General features: G+C 67.1%; 19 protein-coding genes and 1 riboswitch. Of the genes, 14 read left to right on the plus strand and 5 right to left on the minus strand.

Annotated elements, in window-relative coordinates:
* Positions 1 to 52: 52 nt before the first annotated feature.
* A riboswitch (cobalamin riboswitch) is annotated at positions 53 to 250 on the minus strand.
* Positions 251 to 416: 166 nt separating this feature from the next.
* Together D2N39_RS14235 and D2N39_RS14240 are read left to right on the plus strand one after the other, a co-directional pair.
* The gene (locus tag D2N39_RS14235; protein ID WP_119135570.1) at positions 417 to 1676 is read left to right on the plus strand and encodes a glycerate kinase type-2 family protein; all 1260 of its coding nucleotides are present in this window, start codon (positions 417 to 419) and stop codon (positions 1674 to 1676) included.
* Between the two features lie 15 nt (positions 1677 to 1691).
* The gene (locus D2N39_RS14240; protein ID WP_119135451.1) at positions 1692 to 3089 is read left to right on the plus strand and encodes a pyridoxal phosphate-dependent decarboxylase family protein; all 1398 of its coding nucleotides are present in this window, start codon (positions 1692 to 1694) and stop codon (positions 3087 to 3089) included.
* On the opposite strand, the gene D2N39_RS14245 is transcribed toward D2N39_RS14240, so the two are convergent.
* On the minus strand, positions 3086 to 3514 hold the full coding sequence (locus tag D2N39_RS14245; RefSeq protein WP_119135452.1) for a hypothetical protein: 429 nt from the start codon (positions 3512 to 3514) through the stop codon (positions 3086 to 3088). The genes D2N39_RS14240 and D2N39_RS14245 overlap by 4 nt on opposite strands.
* Positions 3515 to 3564: 50 nt before the next feature.
* Positions 3565 to 4518 (minus strand): AraC-like ligand-binding domain-containing protein, encoded by a 954-nt coding sequence (locus D2N39_RS14250; protein ID WP_119135453.1) that lies wholly within the window; start codon positions 4516 to 4518, stop codon positions 3565 to 3567.
* A 306-nt stretch (positions 4519 to 4824) separates the two neighbouring features.
* On the opposite strand from D2N39_RS14250, the gene capB reads away from it, so the two are divergent.
* The 7 genes from capB (at position 4825) to D2N39_RS14285 (ending at position 13393) form a co-directional block, all read left to right on the plus strand.
* Entirely contained in the window at positions 4825 to 6573 is a 1749-nt protein-coding gene (capB, locus tag D2N39_RS14255; protein WP_119135454.1) for a caprolactamase subunit beta, read from the plus strand.
* 89 nt (positions 6574 to 6662) lie between these two features.
* Entirely contained in the window at positions 6663 to 8783 is a 2121-nt protein-coding gene (gene capA / locus D2N39_RS14260) for a caprolactamase subunit alpha (protein WP_119135455.1), read from the plus strand.
* A 1-nt stretch (position 8784) separates the two neighbouring features.
* Complete coding sequence (locus D2N39_RS14265) at positions 8785 to 9513, plus strand: ABC transporter ATP-binding protein (protein WP_119135456.1); 729 nt, start codon at positions 8785 to 8787, stop codon at positions 9511 to 9513.
* Positions 9513 to 10232 carry an ABC transporter ATP-binding protein gene (locus D2N39_RS14270; protein ID WP_119135457.1) on the plus strand — a complete coding sequence of 240 codons (720 nt, stop codon included), beginning with the start codon at positions 9513 to 9515 and terminating at the stop codon, positions 10230 to 10232. Before D2N39_RS14265 ends, D2N39_RS14270 begins: the two co-directional genes overlap by 1 nt.
* Positions 10229 to 11137: a branched-chain amino acid ABC transporter permease gene (locus D2N39_RS14275; protein WP_119135458.1), complete on the plus strand. Its 909-nt coding sequence runs from the start codon at positions 10229 to 10231 to the stop codon at positions 11135 to 11137. Before D2N39_RS14270 ends, D2N39_RS14275 begins: the two co-directional genes overlap by 4 nt.
* Positions 11138 to 11140: 3 nt before the next feature.
* A complete protein-coding gene (locus tag D2N39_RS14280) occupies positions 11141 to 12193 on the plus strand; it encodes a branched-chain amino acid ABC transporter permease (protein WP_119135459.1) in 1053 nt (350 codons plus the stop codon).
* Positions 12194 to 12217: 24 nt separating this feature from the next.
* Entirely contained in the window at positions 12218 to 13393 is a 1176-nt protein-coding gene (locus tag D2N39_RS14285; RefSeq protein WP_119135460.1) for an ABC transporter substrate-binding protein, read from the plus strand.
* 33 nt (positions 13394 to 13426) lie between these two features.
* On the opposite strand, the gene D2N39_RS14290 is transcribed toward D2N39_RS14285, so the two are convergent.
* Entirely contained in the window at positions 13427 to 14005 is a 579-nt protein-coding gene (locus D2N39_RS14290; RefSeq protein WP_119135571.1) for a cupin domain-containing protein, read from the minus strand.
* A gap of 145 nt (positions 14006 to 14150) precedes the next feature.
* On the opposite strand from D2N39_RS14290, the gene gabT reads away from it, so the two are divergent.
* The 4 genes from gabT to D2N39_RS14310 all read left to right on the plus strand — a co-directional run bounded on the left by gabT (position 14151) and on the right by D2N39_RS14310 (position 18960).
* Positions 14151 to 15446, plus strand: a complete 1296-nt coding sequence (gene gabT, locus D2N39_RS14295; RefSeq protein ID WP_119135461.1) for a 4-aminobutyrate--2-oxoglutarate transaminase — start codon at positions 14151 to 14153, stop codon at positions 15444 to 15446.
* A 74-nt stretch (positions 15447 to 15520) separates the two neighbouring features.
* Positions 15521 to 16960, plus strand: a complete 1440-nt coding sequence (locus D2N39_RS14300; RefSeq protein ID WP_119135462.1) for an aldehyde dehydrogenase family protein — start codon at positions 15521 to 15523, stop codon at positions 16958 to 16960.
* A gap of 3 nt (positions 16961 to 16963) precedes the next feature.
* Entirely contained in the window at positions 16964 to 18064 is a 1101-nt protein-coding gene (gene buk, locus D2N39_RS14305; protein ID WP_119135463.1) for a butyrate kinase, read from the plus strand.
* A complete protein-coding gene (locus D2N39_RS14310; protein ID WP_119135464.1) occupies positions 18058 to 18960 on the plus strand; it encodes a phosphate acyltransferase in 903 nt (300 codons plus the stop codon). The genes buk and D2N39_RS14310 overlap by 7 nt, the downstream gene beginning before the upstream one ends.
* Here the strand turns inward: D2N39_RS14310 and D2N39_RS14315 are convergent.
* Entirely contained in the window at positions 18955 to 20670 is a 1716-nt protein-coding gene (locus D2N39_RS14315) for a cobalamin-dependent protein (protein WP_119135465.1), read from the minus strand. The genes D2N39_RS14310 and D2N39_RS14315 overlap by 6 nt on opposite strands.
* Before the next feature lie 110 nt (positions 20671 to 20780).
* On the opposite strand from D2N39_RS14315, the gene D2N39_RS14320 reads away from it, so the two are divergent.
* Entirely contained in the window at positions 20781 to 21527 is a 747-nt protein-coding gene (locus D2N39_RS14320) for an NAD(P)-binding domain-containing protein (protein ID WP_119135466.1), read from the plus strand.
* Here the strand turns inward: D2N39_RS14320 and D2N39_RS14325 are convergent.
* Complete coding sequence (locus D2N39_RS14325; RefSeq protein ID WP_119135467.1) at positions 21524 to 23794, minus strand: cytochrome P450/oxidoreductase; 2271 nt, start codon at positions 23792 to 23794, stop codon at positions 21524 to 21526. The genes D2N39_RS14320 and D2N39_RS14325 overlap by 4 nt on opposite strands.
* Between the last annotated feature and the right edge of the window lie 27 nt (positions 23795 to 23821).

Consider the following 23821-nt stretch of genomic DNA (forward strand, 5'->3'; position numbering starts at 1 on the left):
CTTGCTGTCACCGCTGCGGTTCATGCCGCTTCCATGGCGCCCCTCGCGCCCGGAAAGGGTGATCGTCCAAGCAGGTCTCCTGGCTCGCGGGTCGTAGCGTTGCCGGCCTTCCCGAGGCTTTGCCGCCCCAGTGGCATGATCGACGTCGCTCACCGCTGACAGTTGCGGGGGCAGCTACGGCCAGAACGCGGGCGTCCCTCCGTATTCCCTTTTCATCCGGCGGGCCGGAACTTGGTCTGCGCGGTGTTAGGGCCGGGGCTTGGGCCGAGTCAAGGCCACGTCTGGGCCTGCCAGCGGATCGCCGGGGTTTGTGGCGTGATCCACGCACCCCGCATGGCTTGACGCCACCGGGCGCAGCGGCAAATCTCGGCCCGCCGGAGGAGGACCGCATGACCAGACAGGATGACATTGCCGGAATGACGGCTGAAGACCGTGTCTTTCTGACCGGGTTGTTCGAGGCTGCCGTTGCGGCGGCCGATCCTGCGCTTGCGCTGAAGGCGCATTTGCCATCGCCGCCAAAGGGGCGGACGGTGGTGATCGGCGCAGGCAAGGGAGTGGCGCAGCTTGCGGCGGCGTTCGAGGCGCTCTGGTCCACGCCGGTCGAAGGGGTGGTCGTCACCCGCTACGGCTACGGTTGCCCGACGCGGCACATCCGGGTGCTGGAGGCTGCGCATCCGGTGCCCGATGCGGCGGGTCTGGCGGCCAGCGCCGCGCTGTTCGAGGCGGTGAAGGGCCTTACGCCCGACGATCTGGTGGTAGCGCTGGTTTGCGGCGGCGGTTCGGCGCTGCTGCCCTGCCCGCCGGGCAATCTGACGCTGGAGGACGAGGCGGCGCTGAACCGGGCGCTTCTGGCCTCGGGCGCGCCGATTTCGGTGATGAACGCGATCCGCAAGCAGGTGTCGGGCATCAAGGGCGGTCGGCTGGCGGCGGCCTGCCATCCCGCGCGCGTGGTCAGCCTGATTGTGTCGGACGTGCCGGGCGATGATCCGGCGCAGGTGGCCAGCGGGCCGACGGTGCCGGACGCGGTGACCCGGGCAGAGGCGCGGGCTTTGGGGACAAGCTGGCGCATCGACCTGCCGCCGCGCGTGGCGGTGTGGCTGGCTGGTGAAGAAGGCCCGGCCCCCGATCCCGCCGATCCGGTCTTTGCGGGGCATGAGGTGCACGTCATCGCCTCGGCCCGGCTGTCGCTGGAGGCGGCGGCGGCGACGTCAGAGGCGCAGGGGGTTCCCGCCGTGATCCTGTCGGATGCCATCGAGGGCGAGGCGCGTGATGTCGCCCGCGTCCATGCTGCCATCGCCCGCGAAGTGGCTTTGCGAGATCGTCCGTTCCGGCGCCCCGTGGTGATCCTGTCGGGCGGCGAAACCACGGTGACGCTGCGCGGCCAGGGACGGGGCGGGCGCAACAGCGAATTCCTGTTGGCGCTCGCGCTGGCCGCCGAAGGGGTGCCCTTCGCCGCTTTGGCCGCCGATACCGATGGCATCGACGGGTCCGAGGACAATGCCGGCGCCTTCGCCTCCGCCAGCACCGCAGCCCGTCTGCGCACCACTGGCCACGACCCCGCCGCGCTGTTGGCCGCGAACGACGCCTATACCGCCTTCGAGGCGCTGGACGATCTGTTCGCCCCCGGCCCCACCGGCACCAACGTCAACGACTTCCGCGCTATCCTGATCCGCTGACCGCAAGGAAACCCGATGAACTGGACCGAATTCGCCCGCTGGGGCGCCCGCATCGCCGATTGGGGCGCGCGTTATCATCAGGGCCTGCGCGACCGTCCGGTTCGCGCCAGCACCCGCCCCGGTGACGTGGCCGCCGCCCTGCCCGCCAGCCCGCCGGAAATGCCCGAGGCGATGGAAACCATCTTCGCCGATTTCGAACAGATCGTGATGCCCGGTATGACGCACTGGCAGCACCCGCGCTTCTTCGCCTATTTCCCGGCCAATGCCACGCCGCCCTCGATGCTGGCCGAGTTTCTGGCCAGCACCGTCGCCGCGCAATGCATGCTGTGGCAGACCTCGCCCGCCGCGACCGAAATGGAGACTGTGATGATGGACTGGCTGCGTCAGTCGGTCGGTCTGCCAGAAGGATTCAAGGGGGTCATTCAGGACAGCGCCTCGTCCGCCACGCTCGCCGCTGTGCTGACGATGCGGGAGCGCGCACTGGACTGGGCGGGCAATGAACAGGGCCTGAGCGACCAGCCGCGCCTGCGGGTCTATTGTTCGGGCGAGGTGCATACCTCCATCGACCGGGCGATCTGGATTTCCGGCATCGGGGCCGCGAACCTCGTCCGCATCCCGACGCAAGGCCCGCGCCGCAGCATGGACCCGGCGGCGCTGGATGCCGCCATCCGTGCCGATCTGGCGGCGGGGCTGCACCCCTGCGGGGTGATCGCCTGCACCGGCGGCACTGGCACCGGCGCCTGCGACGATATCGCGGCCACGCTTGCGGTGGCGAAGGCGCACGGGCTTTACACCCATATCGATGCTGCATGGGCCGGTGCGGCGATGATCTGCCCGGAGTTCCGCACGCTCTGGACCGGGATCGAGGGCGCAGATTCCATCGTCTTCAACCCGCATAAATGGCTGGGCGTGCAATTCGACTGTGCTGCGCATTTTCTGCGCGACCCGGAACCGCTGGTGCGGACGCTGGCGATCCGGCCGGAATACCTGAAGACCCATGGCGCGGACGGGATCGTCAATTATTCGGAATGGTCGATCCCGCTGGGCCGCCGCTTCCGGGCGCTGAAACTCTGGTTCGTGTTGCGGCACTACGGACTGGACGGGCTGCGTGCCCGCATCCGCAACCATGTGCGCTGGTCACAGGCGCTGGCAGACCGGCTGCGCGCCGATCCGCGCTTCGAGATCGTGACCGAGCCTGTGCTGTCACTGTTTACCTTCCGGCTGAAAGGCGCGGACGAGGCGGCGCAGCAGGCCTTCATCAACAGGATCAATGATGACGGCCGCATCTATGTCACGCAGACGCGGGTCCAGGATGGGCTGGTGATCCGCTTTCAGGTCGGCCAGCTCGACGCGACCGAGGCCGATGTGGCGACCGCATTCGAGGTGATCACCGCGCTAGCCGGGAACGGTTAACTCCGTTCCAGAAGGCCCCGGATCAGAAACATCTCGGCCTCGTGGATGCAGCCCATCTGCTCCCATTCCGCATCGGTCTGGGTGGCAAGGCGCCATGTCAGCAGCGTCACCACGCATTTGTCGGCGCCGATCTTCAGCACCTCACCGGGGATCACCCGCGACATGTTGCGAAACTGCATGGCCTCTTTCGACGGGCCGACGTCGTAATCCACCTGAAACCGCGCAGGATCGGCGTTCAGCCGCACCCAGGTTTCCTTGCCCGAAAAGACCGAGGTGCCGACGAACAGCCCCGGTTCCGTCTCGCGCCGGTTGGCGCTGCCCCAGGCCCACTGGCCCTGCGCGATCCCGTCGGACATGATGGCAAAAGCCACCTCGGCCGGGCGGTTCACCACGATGCTGCTGGTGTGACAATGATGATCCTGCATGGCGCCCCCTCCTGTTCGCGGGTCAGGCTGCGCAGCACCCGGCCCGCCTGTCAAGCATCGCTGGCCTGCCTGCGCCAGTCAGTCGGGGTCAGGCCGAACAGCGCCTTGAACAGCCGCGAGAACTGCGCCTGATCGGAAAAGCCGAAGCGATAGGCGATCTCGGCCATCGGCAGATGCCTTGAGGCCCCGATGATGTCGCGCGCCGCGATCAGCCGTTCCTCGCGGATGAATTGCGAGACGGTCTTGTTGGTATCGCTGAACAACTCATGCAGGTAGCGTTTGGAAATGCCGCAGGCATCCGCCACATAATCAGGCGACAGCGCGGTATTCGACAGGTTCTGCCGGATCACCTGTTCCGCCCGCCGCAGATGCGCGGCCCGAACGGCGGTGCGTACCCCGGCCTCGCCATCATCCATATTGCCTTCCAGCGCCAGCGCCAGAACCTCGACCGCCTGTCGGCCAAGGATCGCCGCCGCCCGCGCCTCGGTCACGGGCAGGGCCTGCAACTGCGTCATCATCGCGGTGAACAGCGCGGGCAACCCCTGCCCCGCGTCGATGATCCGCGCGCAGAACCGATCCGGGTCGCGCAGCTTCTCCGCCAGCATGCGCTTTGAAATCTTGAGCACCGTCAGTTCGTTCGCAGCACCGTAGGAAAAGCGATAGGGCTCATCCCCGCGTTCAAGGATGAACCCGCCGGGATCACAGCGCACCTGACGGCCAAGCTGATGAAACTCGACCGGGCTCTGGCGCGGGATGGTGACGAGATACTCCTCCTCCCGCGTGTGCGAGATGTGGTCGGGCAGGCGTTCATATTGCAACGGCTCGGTGCAGAGCCGCGACAGCGACACTTGCCCCATCTCACGCCGTTCCAGCGTGCCGGTAAAGCTGCGCGCATCCCGATAGGTCAGGTGCAGTGGGAAATAGGTCTCGGCGATGACACGGTTCCAGTGCGCCGCCCGCTGCGCGGGGGCCGTCAGGGCCGTGCTGTGGGCAGTGATGTCCATGGCGGTCTCCCCGGAGGGCCTGCAAGAATCGCTAATAAGGAAAGCCCTCCGGTTCAAGAAAATTTCGCAGACGCCCGCATGGACTGCGCGGAATGACAAAGGGTCATGCGCGGGGCATCAAGCCCCTGCCCATCCCTGCGCCGGTTTGCAAATGATCCCGCGCCGGGCTGCAAGATCGCCGCCGCATCCCGCGTCATCCTGTCTGTCATCTTGAGAGGCCGGCAAGCGGCCCGGAAACAGGGAGAAGGACAACCGCGCCCCCGGCGTGCCTGTTTTCGTGGCCGCTTCCCAACGGGAAGGACCGACATGACCAAACGCAACGTGGACCCGATCACCCTTTCGGTGGTGCGCGGGGTGCTGGAAACCACCCAGCGCGAAATGACCCTGACGCTGGAACAGACGGCGCGCAGCTCCGTCTTCAACCTCGCACATGATTATTCGACGGCGCTGTTCAACCACACGCCCGAGATGATCCTGCAAGGGCAGGACATCCCGATCCACCTCGGCTCGCTGATCCCCGCTATGAAATCAGTGGCGAAGTTCTTCGAGGGCGAGATCCACGAGGGCGACCTGATCCTGCACAACGACCCGGCCTATGGCGGCTCGCATATCATTGACACCTGCATGTATTACCCGGTGTTCTATGAAGGCGAACTGGTGTTCTGGACGGTCTGCAAGGGTCACCTGACCGACATCGGCGGCCCGGTGCCCGCGGGCTACAACCCCAATGCGACCGAGATCTTCGCCGAAGGCCTGCGCATCCCGCCGGTGAAACTGTGGGACAAGGGCAAGCCGCGCCATGACGTGATGAATCTGCTTCTGACCAACATGCGCGCGCGCCGCGACCAGGAGGGCGATTTCAATGCGCTGATCGGTGCCTGTCAGGTCGGGGCACGCAATCTCATCAACCTGATGAAGAAATACGGGAAAGACGTGGTGCAGGACTGCATCGCCGAACTGCTCGACATGGCCGAGGCGCATATGCGCAAGCTGATCGCGGGCGTGCCCGACGGCACCTATACCGGCACCGCGATCCTTGAGGACGCGGGCCACGGCTTTGGTGATTTCGACATCACCGCCACCGTCACCATCAAGGGCGATGCCTGCCATATCGAGATCGCCTCGCCGCCGCAGGTGCCCTATTTCATCAACAGCTACGAAGGGAACAGCCATTCCGGCGTTTATCTCGGGCTGATGATGTTTGCCCAACTGCCGCCGCCCTATAACGAGGGGCTCTATCGCTGCGTCACCACCGACATGGGGCCGAAGGGCACGCTGTGCAACGCGAAATCCCCTGCCCCGCACATGAACTGCACCACCACGCCGATGGAAACCCTGACCGACGCCGTGCGCCTCGCCTTTGAACAGGCCGCACCCGCCAAGGTCTCGGCCAGCTGGGGCCATGCCAATGGCTGCAACATCGCAGGCTGGGACAAGCGCCATGACGAGGAATATGTGACCATGGTGCTGGCCTCCATCATCTCGGGCGCCGGGGCCACGGCCGCACAGGATGGCTGGCACGCCTGCGGCCCGGAATGCTGCTTCGGCGCGCTGACCTCGGGCGATATCGAGATGCTGGAACACAGCTACCCGATCATCATCCACCGCTACGGGCTGATGGAAGATTCGGGCGGCGCCGGCAAGAATCGCGGCGGCTCCGGCACCTGCTGGGAAGTGGAACCGATGGATGCCCCCATGACCCTCGTCACCTTCGGCGAAGGCCGCCGCATTCCCGCCATGGGCGCGGCCGGGGCGAAATCGGCGCTGGTCCAGCCAAAGGTCGGACGGCTTGAGGTCACCCGCAATGGCCAGACCCAGATCATCACCGAAAACGTGATCGAGACGATCCAGCCCGGCGAACGCGCCGCCAACAAGAACCCCGGCGGCGGCGGTTACGGCAACCCGTTCGAACGCGACATCCAGAAGGTCGTCGAAGACGTGCGCAACGGCCTCGTCAGCCTCGAAGGCGCCCGCCTCGACTATGGCGTCGTCATCACCGACCGCGACAGCCTGAGCGTCGATCACGCCGCCACAGCGAAACTCCGCGCCGCCTGATCCTCATTTTCTGTCGAAAAATATCCTCGGGGGGTTCGGGGGGCAGACAGCCCCCCGTCCGGCCCCGCCATCCCAAAGGACCGCATCCCATGCAGAACCAGTATCGTCTCGGCATCGACGCCGGCGGCACCTTCACCGATTTCATCCTGGCCGACCGCAAGGGCGGTGTGCGCATCTTCAAGGCGCTCTCCACCCCCAACGACCCGACCGCCGCCATCCGCAACGGGCTGAAGCTGATCGAAGAGGAAACCGGGCTTTCGCCGGAGACCATCGTCTCCAATGCCGATCTCTGCATCAATGGCACCACGGTCGGGCTGAACGCGCTGATCACCCATAACGGCGCGAAGACCGGCCTGATCGCCACCCGTGGCCACGAGGACAGTATCGAGATCCGCCTTGGCCACAAGGAAGACGGCTATCGCTACGACCCCGACTATCCGCCCGCCACCATGCTGGTGCCGCGCTACCTGCGCCGTGGCGTGGCCGAACGGGTGCTGTCGAACGGCAAGGTTCACACCCCCCTGAACGAAGACGACGTGCGCGAGGCCTGCCGGCATTTCATCCGCGAAGGCGTCGAATCCGTCGCCATCAGCTTCGTCTGGTCGGTGCTGCACCCGGAACATGAAAACCGCGCCGCCGAAATCGTGCGCGAGATGATGCCGCATGTCCGCCTGACAGTGGGCAGCCAGCTTTACCCGCAGGTGCGCGAATATACCCGCACCTCCACCGCCATCGTGAACGCCTATCTCGCCCCGATCCTGCAACGCTATGTCGAGGCGGTGGACGCCTACTTCCGCAGCCTCGGCGCCCGCCATCCCGTGCGCTACTTCCAGTCGAACGGCGGGCTGGCGCTTGGCAAGGTTGTGTCGGACCAGTCGGTCTATGCCATCAATTCCGGCCCCGCCTCGGCGCCGCAGGCGGCGCTCTGGCTGGGTCAGCCCTGGGATATGAAGGACATCATCACCGTCGATATGGGCGGCACCTCATTCGACATCACGCTGACCCGCGACGGCCGGGCGAATGTGTCGAAGAACGTCGATTTCCTGCGCTATCGCATCGGCATTCCGATGATCCAGGTTGAAACGCTGGGCGCCGGTGGCGGCTCGATCGGCTGGATCGACAGCATGGGCCTCATGCAGATGGGGCCGCAATCGGCGGGGTCCGAACCCGGCCCGGCCTGTTACGATCAGGGCGGCGAGAAACCCACCACCACCGACGCCAATCTGGTGCTTGGCTATCTGAACCCAGACGGTCTGGTAGGTGGCCGCCTGCCGCTGAACGTCGAGAAGGCCCGCGCCGCGATCAAGACCCATCTGGCCGACCCGCTGGGCATCAGCGTGGAAAAGGCCGCCTATGGCATGTTCACCATTGTCAACAATAACATGGTGAACGCCATCCGCCGCGTCTCGGTCGAGCGGGGCTATGACCCGCGCGATTTCGTGCTGAACTGCGCGGGCGGCGCGACGGCCGCGCATATCACGGCGCTGGCGCGCGAGATGGGCACCCGCAAGGTGCTGATCTCCAAACTCGCCTCGGGGCTTTGCGCCTTCGGTCAGATCATCTCGGACGTGAAATACAACTACATGGCCCCCGCCGCCGCCCGTCTGGAAGGCGCCGAGTCCGCCGCAAAACTGAACGGCCTTTTCAACGGGCTGGAAGCCCGCGGCCGCGAGGATCTCAAATCCGACGGTTTCACCGACGACACGATCAGCATCCGTCGCAGCCTCGACATGCGCTATGTCGGACAGGTGCATGAATGCACCGTGGACGTGGACCCGTTCGAGGTGACCGAGGCCGCGCTGGAGCGCCTGAAGGCCGCCTTTCACGCCCGGCATGAAGAGCTTTACACCTATGCCGAGCCGAACAGCGCGGTCGAGGTGGTCAATGTCGAAAGTGCCATCACCGGCGCGGTGGACAAGCCCGGCCGCATGACCGTCGCCCCCGGCAAGGGCGCGCATTCGGCGCTGAAGGGCACGCGCGAGATGATCTTCAACGCCGACGGCATCGCGCATGAAACCCCGGTCTATGACGGCGCGGCGCTTGGCGCGGGCGACCGCATCAGCGGCCCGGCGGTCATTCAGGAGGTCACGACCACCATCGTGATCGAACCCGGCTGGCTGGCAGAGCTGGATGCCTCGGGCGTTTACGTCCTGACGCTGGGCGCCCAGACTGGCGCGGTGCAGCCGCAGCGCGCGACCGAGGTCGCCTGAGATGGCCCTGACGCTGGAACAGGTGGGGGTCGCCTTCGGCGGCTTCCGGGCGCTGACCGAAGTCAGCCTTGCCATCGAACCCGGGCAGGTCACCGGGCTGATCGGGCCGAACGGGGCGGGCAAGACGACCTGTGTCAACACGCTCACCGGCTTCCAGCGTCCGGGCACGGGCCGGGTGGTGCTGGAGGGGCGCGACTTGTCGCGCCTGCCCGCCCATGGCTTTCGCCGCGCAGGTGTGGCGCGCACCTTTCAGGCCGGGCGGCTGTTCGGGGGCCTCGATGTGCTGGACAACCTTGCCTGCACCGGCGTGGGCCTCGGGCTGCGCCGGGCCGCTGCGGAGCAGGCGGCGGCAGAGGTGCTGCACTGGATGGGGCTTGAGGCGCTGGAAAGCCGTCCCGCCGCCGGCCTGCCCTATACCGACGAACGACGCGTCGCCATTGCCCGCGCGCTGATCGGGAACCCGCGTTACCTGCTGCTGGATGAACCCGCCGCCGGCATGTCGGAAAAGGAAGCCGCCGATCTGGCCGATCTGATCCGCCGTATCGCCACGGAAAAGGGCACCGGCTGTCTGCTCATTGAACACAATGTCGGGCTGGTGCTCTCGCTCTGCGCGCATGTCGTGGTGCTGGATGGCGGGCGCGTCATCGAACAGGGCGACCGCGCCGCGATCCTTGCCTCTGCCGCCGTACGCGAGGCCTATTTCGGCGCCGACCAGCAGGAGGCCGCGTGATGGCAAAGCTGGGTATCCATGACCTTGCGGTGCGCTACGGCAAGCTGACCGCGATTTCCGACCTGTCCTTCACCGTGGCGGAAGGCGAACGCCTGTTCATCTCGGGCCCCAATGGCGCGGGCAAATCCTCGCTGCTGGGGGCCATCTCGGGCGCGGTGCGCGCGGCGCATGGCCGGATCGAGATGGATGGCGACATCCTGTCCGGCCTCGGCCCCGAACGCATCGCGCGGCGTGGGCTTTCCATGGTGCCGGAGGGGCGCCGCATCTTCGGCGGGCTGACCGTACGCGAGAACCTGATGGTCGGCACAGGCATCCGCCGCGACCGCGCCGCCGTCGCCGATGATCTGGAGACAGCTTTCACCGCCTTCCCGATCCTGCGCGACCGGGCCAATGCCCCGGCCGGGGCGCTTTCGGGGGGCCAGCAACAGATGCTGGCCATCGCCCGCGCGCTGATGACCAACCCCAAGGTCATGCTGGTCGATGAACCCTCGCTCGGCCTCGCGCCCAAGGTGGTGGACGAGGTCTATGACCGGCTGTGCAGCCTGCAAGCCCTGCGCGGGCTGACGCTGGTGATCGTGGAACAATCCTCGACCCGCGCCGCGCGGGTGGGCGGGCGCATGATCCTGATGCGTGGCGGGCGCATCGTCGCCGATGGCGATGCCGCCGGTTTCGCCGCCGCCGACCTGCTGTCGGAAGCCTATTTCGGAGACCCGGCATGAGCCTGCAACTTCTGTTCGATGCCCTGTCGCTGGGCGGCATCTATGCCATCGCGGCCCTGGGAATCGCGCTGATCTTCGGCGTGATGAAGCTGGTGAACTTTGCCCATGGCCAGTTCATCGCCTGCGCGGTCTTCGCGCTGATCCTGCCCTCCACCGATGCGGTGGCGGCGCTGGGGCTGGGCCTCTTGCCCACGCCGTTGCTGATCCTCGCCATCCTCGGCTTCGGCGCGGGGCTGGCCATGGCGGCCGAGGCTCTGGTGTTCCGGCCGCTGCGCAATGCCTCGCCCGTGGCCTTGATGGTGGGCAGTTTCGCGCTCGGCGTGGCGCTGCAAAACCTATTGCTGGTGCTTTATGGCGGGCGGCCCAAGGCGATCAGCCTCTGGGCCGGGCTTGGCGCCCCGGTGCAGATAGGCCCGGCGGAGGTGCCCTTGCTGCAACTGATCGTCATCGCTGCGGTCATCGCCATCCTGCTGGCGCTGGGGCTGATGCTGAAACGCTCGCGCCTCGGGCTGGAGATGCGCGCCGCGGCCGAGGATTTCGGCATGGCGCAACTGCTGGGCGTGCGGGCAAACCACGTGATCTCGGGCGCCTTCGCGCTGTCGGGGGCACTGGCGGCGGTGGTAGCGCTGGTCATGGTGGCACAGACCGGGGTCGCCGATGTGCGGATGGGCGGGCAGATCATGCTGATCGCCTTCATCGCCACCGTGGTCGGTGGCATGGGCAGCCTGCCCGGCGCGGTGGCGGCGGGGCTGGCGATCGGCGCGGCCTCGGCCCTGCTGCAAGCCGGCCTGCCCGATGCGGCGCGGCCGTTCCGCGATGCCTTCCTTTACGCGCTGGTCATCTTTGTCCTGCTGTTCCGCCCGCAGGGCCTGTTCGCCGCCGCCGGCGCCAAACCGAGGGTCTGAGCCATGATTACCCAACACCGTATCCGCCGCCGCATGGCGGCCACCACGCCGGTCCTGCTGGCGCTGCTGCTGCTGGCCTTCGTGGCGCTGACGCTTGCCTTCGGCGACCGCGCGGCCGGGCGCATGGCCTCGGAAACCCTGATCCGGGTCACGTTGGTCGTGGGGTTCTGGATCTTTGCGGGCAATTCCGGGGTCATCAGCTTTGGCCATGCCGCCTTCGCCTGCGTCGGCGCCTATGTCTCGGCCTGGACGACGCTGAACCCCGCGATGAAGGCGACGCTGCTGCCCGGCCTGCCGCCCGCGCTGGCTGAGGCGCACTGGCACGTCCTGCCCGCCGCGCTGACCGCCGGGCTGGTGGCGGCCGCGCTGGCGCTGGGGACCGGGGCTGCGATCCTGCGGCTTTCGGGCATCGCCGCCTCCATCGCCACTTTCGCCTTTCTTGCCATGGTCAACACGATCTGGGCGAACTGGACCCCGGTCACTGGCGGCACTTCGTCTGTCGTGGGGCTGGCGCGCTATGTCACCCCTTGGGTGGCGCTTGGCTGGGCCGTCGCCGCGATCCTTGCCGCCAGCCTTTACGCCGCCTCCGCCTCGGGCCTCGCCCTGCGCGCCACGCGTGAGGATGAGGTGGCAGCCTCTGCCTCCGGCATCGACCAATACCGCCACCGCCTGCTGGCCTATACGCTGTCGGCCTTTTTCTGTGGCGTGGGCGGGGCGCTGGCCGGACATTTCATCGGCGTCATCAACCCCGACGGGTTCTACCTGAGCCTGACCTTCCTCATGCTTGCCATGCTTGTGGTCGGCGGCATCGGCTCGCTTTCGGGCGCGGTGGTCGGCGTGCTGGCGGTATCCCTGGCAGTAGAGGCGCTGGTGCGGCTGGAAAAGGGCTTCACCCTTGGCGCCACCACCTTCGCCCTGCCCCCCGGCAGTCAGGAAATCATCATCGCCCTTGCGATGATCCTCGTCCTTGTCTTTCGCCCCGCCGGTCTGATGGCCGGGCGCGAGATCATGCTGCCCGCCCGCTGGGTCACCGGGCGCGGCACATCGCAAAACTGACCCATATCCAACAGGAGACTTGCCATGAAATACGCCTGCTCGTTGCTGGCCCTGCTGGCGCTGACCGCGCCGGCGCGCGCCGCCGATGACATCACCGTGGGCTTCGCCATCGCCAAATCCGGCTGGATGGAAGCTTATGACACCCCCGCCGCCACCGCAGCGAAGATCCGGATCGACGAGATCAACGCCGCCGGCGGCCTGCTGGGCCAGCAGATCAAGGTTGTGGAAGCCGACACCCGCACCGACCGGGCAGAGGCCGCCAAGGCCGGGCTCGACGTGCTGGATCAGGGCGCGCAGATGATGGTCGTGTCCTGCGACTATGACTTCGGTGCCCCCGCCGCGCTGGTGGCCGAAGGCGAGGGGATGAACAGCTTCTTTCTCTGCGCCGAGGATGTGAAGGCCGGGCTGCAGGGTGTTGGCCCGAACAGCTTTTCATCGTCCGTCCTCGCCCCGGTGCAGGGCGCGACCATGGCGGAATGGGCCTATGCGAAGCGCGACGCCCGCACCGCCTTCGTGCTGGAAGATACCTTCATCGAATATAACAAGGGCATTTGCACCGGCTTTGACTGGATGTTCCCGCAACTGGAAGGCGCGGAAATCCTTGGCCGTGACACGTTCAAGAACGACGACGCCTCCATCGCCAGCCAGATCACCCGCATCAAATCGCTGGAAAAGACGCCCGACGTGATCATGCTCTGCTCGGTCATGCCCGGTGCGGCGGCGGCAGTGCGCCAGATCCGCGCGGCGGGAATCGAGGCGTTGATCCTCAATGGCTCGGCGGTGGACGGGTCTTACTGGCTGGATGCGGTGCCGGGGCTTTCGGGCTTTGCCCTGCCGGTGCAGGGGGCGATCTACGGCGACGATCCGCGCCCCGAGGTTGAGGCTTTCAACGCCGCCTATGAGGCCAAGACCGGCGCGCGTCCGGCCAGCCAATACGCCTATCCCGGCTATGTGCTGATCGACCTCTGGGCCAAGGCGGTGGAACGCGCGGGCACCGTGGACGGTGCTGCCGTCACCGCCGAGCTGGAGAAGATGCAGGCCGAACCCACCGCCTTCGGCCCGCGCAGCTTCAGCGCCGAGCTGCACCACCAGAACACCGCGCTGATGCAGATCGTTGAAATCACCGGCGGCAAACCCGCGCGCGTCGATGAATGGCAGATCTCTCAGCCCGTGCCGCTGGATGTGCTGATGGGCAAGTGAGGCCATGGCGCGCCCTGTTACGGGGCGCGCGTCTTACAGATAGGGCGGCGTGCAGGCCGAAACCACCAGCGCCTCGCGGTCACCGATGTTGCGAAAGCGGTGTGGCAGCGTCGAATCGAACAGATAGCTGTCGCCCGCCTTCAGCACCGCGCAATGGTCGCCCGCCGTCACCTCGATTTCCCCCGCCACCACCACGCCACCCTCGTGCGAGGCATGTTCCAGCATCTGCTCGCCGGTATCGGCGCCGGGTTCATAGCGTTCGTAAAGGATTTGCAGGTTATGCGCCCGCGCGTCCCCGACCTGCTGCAAGGTGATCCGCCCGCGCGGGCCTTCCAGCGTGGAATACAGCCGGGTGGTCAGGTCGCGCAATTCATGCGGTTTGAAGAACACCGCCTGGGTGACCGGGGCATCGGGTTCAAAGAATTCCGACATGGTGACGCCCAGACCGCCCAGAATCTTGCGCAGAGACGAGACCGAAGGGCTGGAGCGGTTGGTCTCGATCATCGAAATCTGGCCATGCGGCACATCCGACGCCTCGGCCAATTGCCGTTGCGAAAGGTTTGCCGCCTGCCGCATCTGCTTCAGCCGTGCGCCCACATCGAAATCCTGCATGCCGAACCCCTTGGTTTTGCACAGCATAATCAGACTGCCGAAAACGCGCAATCTTTTGCCATGCAGCGCATTGTCACATCGCATCATATTGCTCAATATATTGCGCATTGATACACAGAATCACCGCATAACCCCGGAGAGAGCAATGTCCGAATCCGCCCGCCTTGCCAGCCGTAAATCCGCCGCCGTCGCCCGTGGCGTCGCCACGCGCGGCATCTATGCAACCCGCGCCGAAAACGCTGAACTCTGGGATGCCGAGGGGCGCCGCTTCCTCGATTTCGCCGCCGGGATCGCGGTGAACAACACCGGCCACCGCCATCCGCGCGTGATGGCCGCCGCCGCCGAACAGGCGCAGGCCTTCACCCATACCTGCTTCCACGTCGCGCCCTATGAGGGCTACATCGCGCTGGCCGAACGGCTGAATGCGGCAACGCCGGGCGACTTTGACAAGAAAACCATGCTGGTAACGACCGGCGCCGAGGCGGTGGAGAACGCCATCAAGATGGCCCGCGCCTTCACCGGGCGGTCTGGCGTCATCGCCTTTTCAGGTGCCTTCCACGGCCGCACCCTGCTGGGCATGGCGCTGACCGGCAAGGTCGCGCCCTACAAGAAGGGGTTCGGCGCCATGCCGCCCGAAATCGTGCACGCCCCCTTCCCGAACGCCTTTCACGGCGTGACCGAGGCCGATGCGCTGGGACATCTGGAGCGGCTTTTCGCCTCGTCCGTGGACCCGGAACGGGTGGCTGCCATCATCATCGAACCTGTGCAGGGGGAAGGCGGTTTCAATATCGCTCCGTTCAGCTTCCTGCGCGCGCTGCGCGAGATTTGTGACCAACATGGCATCGTGCTGATCGCAGATGAGGTGCAGGCTGGCATGGCCCGCACCGGCCGCATGTTCGGCTTCGATCATTCAGGCGTCGCCCCCGATCTGGTGACCATGGCAAAGGGCCTGGCCGGTGGCTTCCCGCTTTCGGCGGTAACTGGCCGCGCCGAGATCGTCGATGCGCCGAACCCCGGCGGCGTTGGTGGCACCTACGCGGGCAACCCGCTGGCGGTGGCCGCGGCCCACGCCGTTCTGGATGTGATCGAAGACGAACAGCTTTGCCTGCGCGCCGCGGAGATCGGCGAGGTGATCCGCGCCCGCCTGACCCAGATCGCGGCCCGGCAGGGGATGGAGTGCATCGGTGAGGTGCGCGGCCTTGGCGCGATGAACGCGCTGGAACTGGTGACCGACCGCACCACCAACGGGCCCGACGCCGCGCTGACCGCCGCCGTGGTGGCCGAGGCCGAAGCGCGCGGGCTGATCCTCTTGTCCTGCGGCACGCGCTACAACGTCATCCGCCTGCTGCCGCCGCTGACCATCCCGATGGATCAGCTGAACGAGGCACTGGACATCATCGAAGCCTCGATCGAGGCCGCCGTGATGGCCCGCGCCGCCTGATCCCCTGCCACCCTTGCGCGACGCCCGCCCTGCCCCACCGGCAGGGCGCGGCCCCGCTTTGCCCGGAGCTTGCCATGTCTGACCCGCATCTGAACCTGATCAACGGCGCATGGGTGCCGGGCGATCATCTGAGTGAAAACCGCAACCCCTCGGACCTCGCGGATCTGATCGGGCTTTACGCCGCAGGCACCGCCGGGGATGTGACTGCGGCAGCCGAGGCGGCGGCAGCCGCGCAACCCGGCTGGTTTGCCGCCGGTCCGCAGGCGCGCACCGATCTGCTGGACCGCATCGCCACCCGGATCGAGGCAGAAGCGACAGACATCGCCACCATGCTTGCGCGCGAGGAGGGCAAGATCCTGCCCGAAGCGCTGGCCGAGACCCGCCGTGCGGCGCAGATCTTCCGCTTCTTCGCGGGCGAGGCGCTGCGCATGTCGGGCGAGGCGCTGGCCTCTGTCCGCCCCGGCGTGGACATCGAAGTCACACGCGAGCCGGTGGGTGTGGTCGGCCTGATCACCCCATGGAACTTTCCCGCCGCCATCCCGGCGTGGAAGATCGCGCCCGCGCTGGCCTATGGCAATGCAGTGGTGCTGAAGCCGGCCGAACTGGTGCCCGGCACCGCCCATATGCTCGCCCGGATCATCCATGAGGCGGGCTGCCCGGCGGGGGTGTTCAACCTTGTCATGGGGCCGGGTTCCGTTGTGGGCCGCGCCATGGTCGAGGCGCCGCAGATCGGGGCGATTTCCTTCACCGGCTCGGTCCCGACGGGGCGCGCCATCGCCCGCGCGGCGGCCGAGAGGATGAAGAAAGTGCAGCTCGAAATGGGCGGCAAGAACCCGATGGTGGTGCTGGATGATGCCGACCTGCCCACCGCCGTTGCGGCCTGCCTGAACGGCGCGTTCTTTTCCACCGGGCAACGCTGCACCGCCTCGTCACGGCTGATCGTGCAGGCGGGGATTCACGATGCCTTCGTGGCGGAACTGACGCGGCAGATGATGGCGTTGCGTGTCGGCCCGGCGCTGGCGCCTGACAGCCAGATCGGCCCGGTGGTTTCCGCACAGCAACTGGCCGGAAACCTGTCTTATGTCGATCTGGCCCGCGCGGAAGGTTGCGAAGTCATCGGCGGCGAACGGCTGAACCTGCCGACCGAGGGGCATTTTCAGCGCCCGGCCCTGTTCCTGAACGCCCGCAACGACATGCGCGTGGCGCGGGAGGAAATCTTTGGCCCCTGCGCCGCCGTCATCCGCGTCGCGGATTTTGACGAGGTGCTGGCGGTGGCAAATGACAGTGATTTTGGCCTGTCTGCGGGGATCTGCACCACCTCGTTGCGGCACGCGCGGGAGTTCCGACGTCAGGCGCGGGTGGGCATGGTCATGGTGAACCTGCCGACCGCCGGGGTGGATTACCATGTGCCCTTCGGTGGAACCAAAGGCAGCTCGCTGGGCCCGCGCGAACAGGGGCGGCACGCGGCGGAGTTCTATACCACGGTTAAAACCTCTTATAGTTTCGCGGGTTAGGCCATGGATGCAATCCTGACCATCAATCCCGGCACCACGACCACGCGGCTGGGCCTGTTCACCTCGGATGGCGCCGGGGTGCGGGCGCTGGCCGAAGTGACGCTGGACCATGACGAGGCGGTCATGGCCGCTTTCCCCGACATCGCCGCACAACTGCCGTTCCGGGCCGAGGCGATTGGGACTTTCCTGCGCGGCCGCCCTTCGGTTCGGCTGGTGGCCGTGGCAGGGCGTGGCGGGATGCTGACGCCGGTGCCGCCAGGGGTGATCGCCGTCGATGACGCGCTGGTGGATTTTGCGCTGCACCGGCCACTGCATCCGCATGCCTCGAACCTCGGGGCGCCGCTGGCGCAGCGTATCGCGGCGGCGGCGGGCTGCCCGGCCTTCATCGTCGATCCGGTGTCGGTGGATGAACTGCCGCCGGTCGCCCGTATATCGGGCTGCCCGGACATCCCCCGCTTTTCCTTCGTCCATGCGCTGAACATCCGGGCCTGCGGACGCAGGCTGGCAGGCGAACTGGGCAAGCCCTTCGCCGCGCTGGATGCCGTGGTCGCCCATCTGGGCGCGGGCATTTCGATTGCCGCACTGAAAGGGGGCCGGATCGTCGAAAGCACCAACCGCATGGAAAATTCGCCCTTTTCCCCGGAACGGGCGGGCGGACTGCCACCGATGGCGCTGATCGACCTGTGCTACTCTGGCGGTTATGACAAGACCGCGCTGAAGCAGCGGCTTTACGGACGGGGCGGGGTTTTCGCCTATCTGGGCACCAAGGACATGCGCCGGGTCGAGGCGATGATTGACGCGGGCGACGCGCGGGCCGATCTGGTCTGGCAGGCCATGGTCTATCAGATTGTGAAGGCCATCGGCGCCATGGCGGCGGTGCTGGACTTCCGGCCCGATGCGGTGCTGCTGACCGGCGGCATGGCGCAATCGGCCCGGCTGCGCGCGGCGATCACCGCCCGCTGTTCGGCACTGGCACCTGTGGTCTGCTATCCCGGCAGTCACGAAAGCGCGGCACTGGCCGAGGGGGCAGCCCGTGTTCTGGCCGGGCAGGAGATTGCGCGGGCCTGGCCGCCAGCCCCCGAGGTGGAGCCGATGCCATGGTGATCCGCAGCTTCACCGAACTGGAACGCGCGCTGAAAGGCACCCGCCCCCTGCGCCCCGCCGTCGCCGGGGCCGCCGATCCTGCGGTGCTGGAGGCACTGGCCGAGGCACAGGCGCGCGGGTTGATCGACAGCGCGGTCCTCGCCGATGACGCGGCACTGCTGCACCCGATGCTGCCCCCCGGTCTGAGGGCGCGCATCATAGATGCCCGAGATCCCGCCACCGCAGCAGTGGCCGAGGTGCGGGCGGGGCATGCCGATGTGCTGGTCAAGGGTCGGGTGGATAGCGCGGCCTATCTTCGGGCCGTGGTGGCGCGGGAAACCGGCCTGCGCGCCTCGGCCACGCTGTCGAACGTGACGCTGGCCGAAATGCCCGGCCTCGACCGGCTGATCGGCGCCACCGACAATGGCATCGTGCCCTTGCCGACACTGGACCAGAAGCGCGCCATGATCCTGAATGCGGTGCCGCTGTTCCGGGGTCTTGGCGTCACGCCGCTGCGGGTTGCCGCCATTGCGGCGTCTGAAAAGGTCAGCGCCAGCCAGCCTGCGACGGCAGATGCCAGCGCCCTGACCACCGAGGCAGCCGCCGGGCAGATCCTCGGTGCGCTGGTTGACGGGCCCTTCGGCTATGACGTGGCGCTGTCGGCAGCCGCTGCCGCGAAGAAGGGCCTGGCCTCGGCAGTGGCGGGTCGCGCCGATCTGATCCTGTTTCCGTCGATCGAGGCAGGCAATGCCACGGTGAAGGCGTGGAAACTGCATGGCCATGCCCGCACTGCCAGTCTTGTGCTGGGCGGGTGCGTGCCGATCCTGCTGAACTCGCGCGCGGATGGGGCAGAGCAGCGCTGGCTGGGCCTGTTGCTGGCCGCCGCGCTGCGGGCCGGGCAGGCCGCCGCGCTATAGCAGCTTTCGCAGCGCGGGCAGCATGTCATCCAGCCCCGCGCAGGGCGTGGCGCCAAGAGCCGCAATCTCGGCCGTTACATCGACCGGCAGGCCGGTGTTCGACGTATCGGGGATCTGGTTCAGTTTGCCGCCGATCAGCACCGGCAGCGCCACCCCCTGCCGCGCCAGCGCCGCCATCACCGCCTGCGCATAACCAAGCGCCACGCCATTATAGGTGCTGATCGCCAGCGCCTCGGCCCCTTCGGCCAGCGCCTGCGCAACCAACGCTTCGGCGTCGGTGCTGACCCCGCCGTCCAGAACCTCGGCGCCCATGCCTTCCAGCGCCTGTTCGACCAGATACTTGCCATGTTCATGCACATCGCTCGTGCCGACACAGACCCGCAATCGCCGCGGCAACGCGGATTGCCCGGCAACCCAGCGTTCGGCCTTTTCATCCAGTTCGCGCGCCCATTCGGCGGCGACCAATGGCGCCCGACCGCGCGCGGCCAGCGGGCCTTGCCCGAACAGCGCCTCCAGTCGTTTCGGCCCCATGCGGCGGATCGCCAGCAACAGGGCCGCCGGGTCATCCCCCGGCACACCCCGGTCAGCCAGCCCCGTCAGCACACTTGCGGCAAAGGCACGGCCCCCCGCAACCAGCCGGTCGGCCAGCGCCTCGACCCGCGGCCAGTCAGTCAGCGCGGCGTGATGCGGCGCATGATCGGCCAGGCGACGGGCAAAAGCCTGCGCCTCGACGATTTCATCGACATCCGGGATGCGCTGGTTCTCGGTCACCGGCACCGGGTTCACCGCATGGCCCGTCGCCCAGCGACCCAGCGCCATCATGTCAGCCAGCAAGTAGCTTGCAAGGCTTGCATAATTCCCGGCCGAACCAGTCTGATAGGCTACGGTATTGCCAAAGATCATGGTGCCCGGCGTGTCTGACACCCGCGCCAGAGCAGCATGGAAGGCCATGCGCGACAGCGGATCGCTGAAATGGTGGCCATGGCAATGCGCCAGCCGTGCGCCGATCAGCCCTTCGACGATGTGCTTTTCCACCAGCACCATGCCAAGCGCCGAGGCCATGTCCAGAAACAGCCCCGCAAAGCCGTCGTCGAGATTGGAATGCACCAGAACCTGTGTTTCCTGCGCGGCGATCAGGCCAAGGGCGGTCACGGTCGCCTCGGTCGTTGCCACATCATCATCCCAATAGGGCAGGCGGAAGGTGAAATACTGGCCCAGATTGCCGACCGAGGTGGCACCGGCCGCCAGCGCGGCGCAGGTGTTTTCCACACAGCCCGGCAGGCCGATCATGAAATCGCCGAAATGCGCGGCGGCGGGCGCGGCATGGGTGATGCGGGCGAAATCTTCTGGCCCCGTCAGCACGATGCCGGTGCCACGCGCAGCCTTTTCCCGCAACGGCTGCGGATAGCCCATCGACCAGTCGAGCGTGATGCCGAAGCGGTCCACCGTCACGCCTTGGGTGGTGCAGCGGTCATGCACCTCGGCAATGGCGCCCAGCGTGCGTTCGACATTGCGAAAACCAATATGGGCGTGCTGCATGATACGGCTGTTGCCGATGCGGCGCTTCCATTCCACCTCGGACGTCACGGCCTTCTCGGCAAAGAACGGGCAAGGACCGACGCGCCAGTCACGGGCAAGCGCGCGGCCACGCGACAGAAGGTCAGCACCGGGAGGAAGGCGCGGGTCAGTGAGCAGCGGGGATTCGGACATGATCGCTCTCGCAAGGGTCGGCGGCAGGATAGCGCGGCGCTGCCAGCGCGCCAGCCCTTGCCTGCGCCTTCGCTGCGCGCGAGGATGCGGCACCGAAAAAGGGGGCAGCCATGCTGGGGATCATCGGAGTCGGGCATCTGGCGGCGGCGCTGTTGGCCGGGCTGCACCGGGCCGGGTTCGCACCCGGCGAGGTGCTCCTGTCGCCGCGCGGCCGGGCGGCAGAAATGGCGGTGCGATATGGGCATGCACTGGCCCGCGACAACGCCGATCTGGTGGCGCGCTGCGATCTGGTCCTGCTAGCGGTCCGGCCAGCCGCTGCGGCGGGCGCGGTGGCGGGGCTGCCTTGGCGCGCGGGGCAGGTGCTGGTTTCGGCCTGCGCCGGTGTGCCACTTGCGGCGCTGGACGCAGGCCCTGCGCAGCGCATGCGCATCATGCCACTCACGGCGGCCGAGGTCGGCGCCAGCCCGACCACCTGCTTTCCTGATCTGCCCGAGGCGCGACAGTTACTGGAGGCACTCGGCCCCGTCATCCCGCTGACCAGCGAAGCGGAGTTCGAAATCGCCACCGTTTCCGCCGCGATCTATGGCTGGGCGCAGGACCTCATCGCGCGCAGCACCGAATGGGCCGCCGCGCAGGGGCTTGACCCGCAGGTGGCGCGGCGATTGAACGCGCTGACCTTCGCCGCCGCCGGGGCGCTGATCGACGGTAAGCCACAGCCGATGGCGCAGATGCTGCGCGAGCTTGTCACCCCCGGTGGCATCACCGAACGCGGCTTTCAGGTGCTGGCGGCGCATGGCGTAGGCCCCGGATGGGAGGCCGCCTGCGACGCTGTGCTGGACAAGCTGAAAGGGCGTTAAAGCGCCAGCTTCAACCGCCCCTCCCCGCGCGAGCGGCAGCACATCATCCGGGTGCCTGCCGCCTTTTCAGCGGAGCTCAGCACCTTGTCGCGGTGATCGACCGTGCCGTCCAGCACCGCGACTTCGCAACTGCCACACAGCCCCTCCTCGCAATCCGAGGCGATGTCGATCCCGGCCGCGCGCAGCACCTGCAACAGGGTGCGGTCAGCGGGCACGGGCAGGGTGAAGCCGCTGTCGGCCAGTTCGACCTCGAAGGGGCGGTTGTCAGCAGGGTCGGTATCGTCGCCCGCGCTGAAATGTTCGATGGCCAGCACCAGATCGGGGCGCGTGGTCGTCAGGGTTTGCAAAGCCTCAAGCATTCGCGCCGGACCGCAGGCCGAGATCCGGGTGCCCGGCGCGGCAGCGACGACCAGCGCCGCCAGATTTGCGTGTGGCACCCGGTCGCGCGGATGCGCCGTCACCCGCCCCGCGTGATCGCGGTTCAGCCGCGCCAGATGCGCCATCCGCGCCTCGGCGCCGCCAAGGTAATGCAGATGGTAAGGCGCCCCGATCCGCTTCAGCCGGTCGGCCATGGCCAGAAGCGGCGTGATGCCGATCCCCCCGGCGATCAGCAGGTGCTCGGGCGCCGTCTCGTCCAGCGGGAAGTGATTGCGCGGCCCGCGCAACCGCAGCACCGTGCCGGGTGTCACCTTATGAAACCGGCACGAACCGCCGCGCCCGGCCTCCTCGCGCAGGATCGAGACGGTATAGCCCGGCGCATCCGGATCACCGCAAAGCGAATAGCTGCGGTCGAAGCCGTCAAGCTCCAGATCCACATGTGCACCAGCGGTCCAGCGCGGCAGCGGGCGCCCCTGCGGATCGGCCAGTTGCAGAGAAATGACGCCTTCAGCCTCCGTCTGCACCGCTGTCACCACCACGCTGCGGGCGATGTCCTTGCGGCGTGGGGCACCGATCTCGAACCGCGTGCGCTCGGCGCCTTCCGCCGGATTGGCGGCAACATCCCATTCCACCCAAAGGTGATCCGGCCCCCGGAACGAGGTATTGGGCAGATAGGTGAAATCCTGTTCGGCCAGCCGCAGATGCGGCAGGCGGCGGGACAGTTCCTCAAGGATGATACGCAGTTCCAGCCGGGCAAGGTTTTTGCCCATGCACTGATGCGCGCCATAACCGAAGGTCAGATGGTCGGTGGCATTATCGCGGTAGATGTCGAAACTGTCGGCATTCTGAAACTGGCGTTCGTCATGGTTGGCGCTGGCCATGACGATCAGCAGCTTCGCCCCCGCAGGCAAATCGGTGCCGCCCACCGTGGCGGGCGCCGTCAACTGCCGCCGCCAGGCCACGACCGACCCCGCATAGCGCAGGCATTCCTCCACCGCATTGGGGATCAGCGCCGCATCCTCGCAGATCGCGCGCCAGCCCGCGCCATCGGTCAGCAACAGCTTGATCGCATTGGCCGCCGCATGGGCGGTGGTTTCATGCGCGGCCACGATGATCGCCATCATCATCGAATGCAGATAGCTGTCGGTCACGATGTCAGGGTGCAGGGCGTTCTGCCGGATCGCCTCATGCATCCAGCCCTTGCCCTCGGGTTCCGCCCGCATGCGGTCCAGCACCTCGCCCGCGAACTGCCAGAACCGGCCCACCTCATGCGCCAGCGCGATCTGATCCTCGCGCGAGGGGCGGCCCCAGGTATTGACGGTATGCGCCATGGAAAACTCGCGCAGACGCGCCATGTCGCTTTCCGGCACGCCAAGGAAATGCAGCGCCACGGTCAGCGGAATTTCCCACAGCATCTCCTCCACCAGATCGGCGCGGCCTTTGGCGACGAAGGCATCCACCTTCTCGCGCGTCAGCGCCCGCACGCGATCGCGGTGCGCCTCAAGATTGGCGGGCAGGAAATGCGCCATCAACAAGCGGCGGCGTTCGGTATGGGCGGGCTCGTCCTCGTTCACCAGCGTCCGGTTCATCGCATAGCCATAAGAGGCCAGCACTGCCATCGCCTCCTCCGGGAAGGGCGTGATCTTTTCCAGAACATTGCAGGGCGAGAACAGCAGTGGATCGCGGAACACCGCCTTCACATCGGCGTAGCGGCTGACCACCCAATAGCCGGTTTCAGGGTTGAAGAACACAGGCTCCTCCGCCCGTGCCCAGGCCAACGCGGCGGCGGGATCAAGCTGATAGGCCCCGGTGAACGGATCGAAGGCACGGGCGCGGTCCGACACGGGGCAGGCTGCGCCATCGGCATGGGCCGGGCATCCGGTGGTCATTGGCGATCCTCCCTTGCGGCTTGCGAT

This window comes from Gemmobacter lutimaris, from assembly GCF_003570715.1.
GTDB classification, from domain to species: Bacteria; Pseudomonadota; Alphaproteobacteria; order Rhodobacterales; family Rhodobacteraceae; genus Gemmobacter; species Gemmobacter lutimaris.